Here is a 271-nt window from a genome sequence, read left to right as displayed (position 1 = left end):
TTGGAAAGGTTTGTATACTGGATTATATTGTGCACTGTCAACCTCATACTCTATACCTGAATCGTCCAGAACTTTGATGGCTTGGTGCACTGTCATATTAACAACATTCGGAACAGGAATTTCTTCACCATGATTGGTATGAAACTCTAACCAACGGAAAGTCAGCCAAACAAGACCTGCAAATTCCGCTAAAGCGACAAGGAGGTTAAACAAAACTTTCCAATGGAAAAAAGATTTTAACATATTCTATTGTTTTGTTACAAAAATATCT

Annotated in this window: 1 pseudogene; it reads right to left on the bottom strand. The window is 36.2% G+C overall.

Annotated features, from left to right (window positions below):
- Positions 1–243: pseudogene (locus AC23MB_RS14445) on the bottom strand (PASTA domain-containing protein); the annotation flags it as partial.
- Positions 244–271 lie beyond the last annotated feature (28 nt).

Source organism: Soonwooa sp. T0.1_25, from assembly GCF_057652215.1.
The sequence above is the reverse complement of the archived record's forward strand: the minus strand, read 5'-3'. Positions and strand labels throughout refer to the sequence as shown.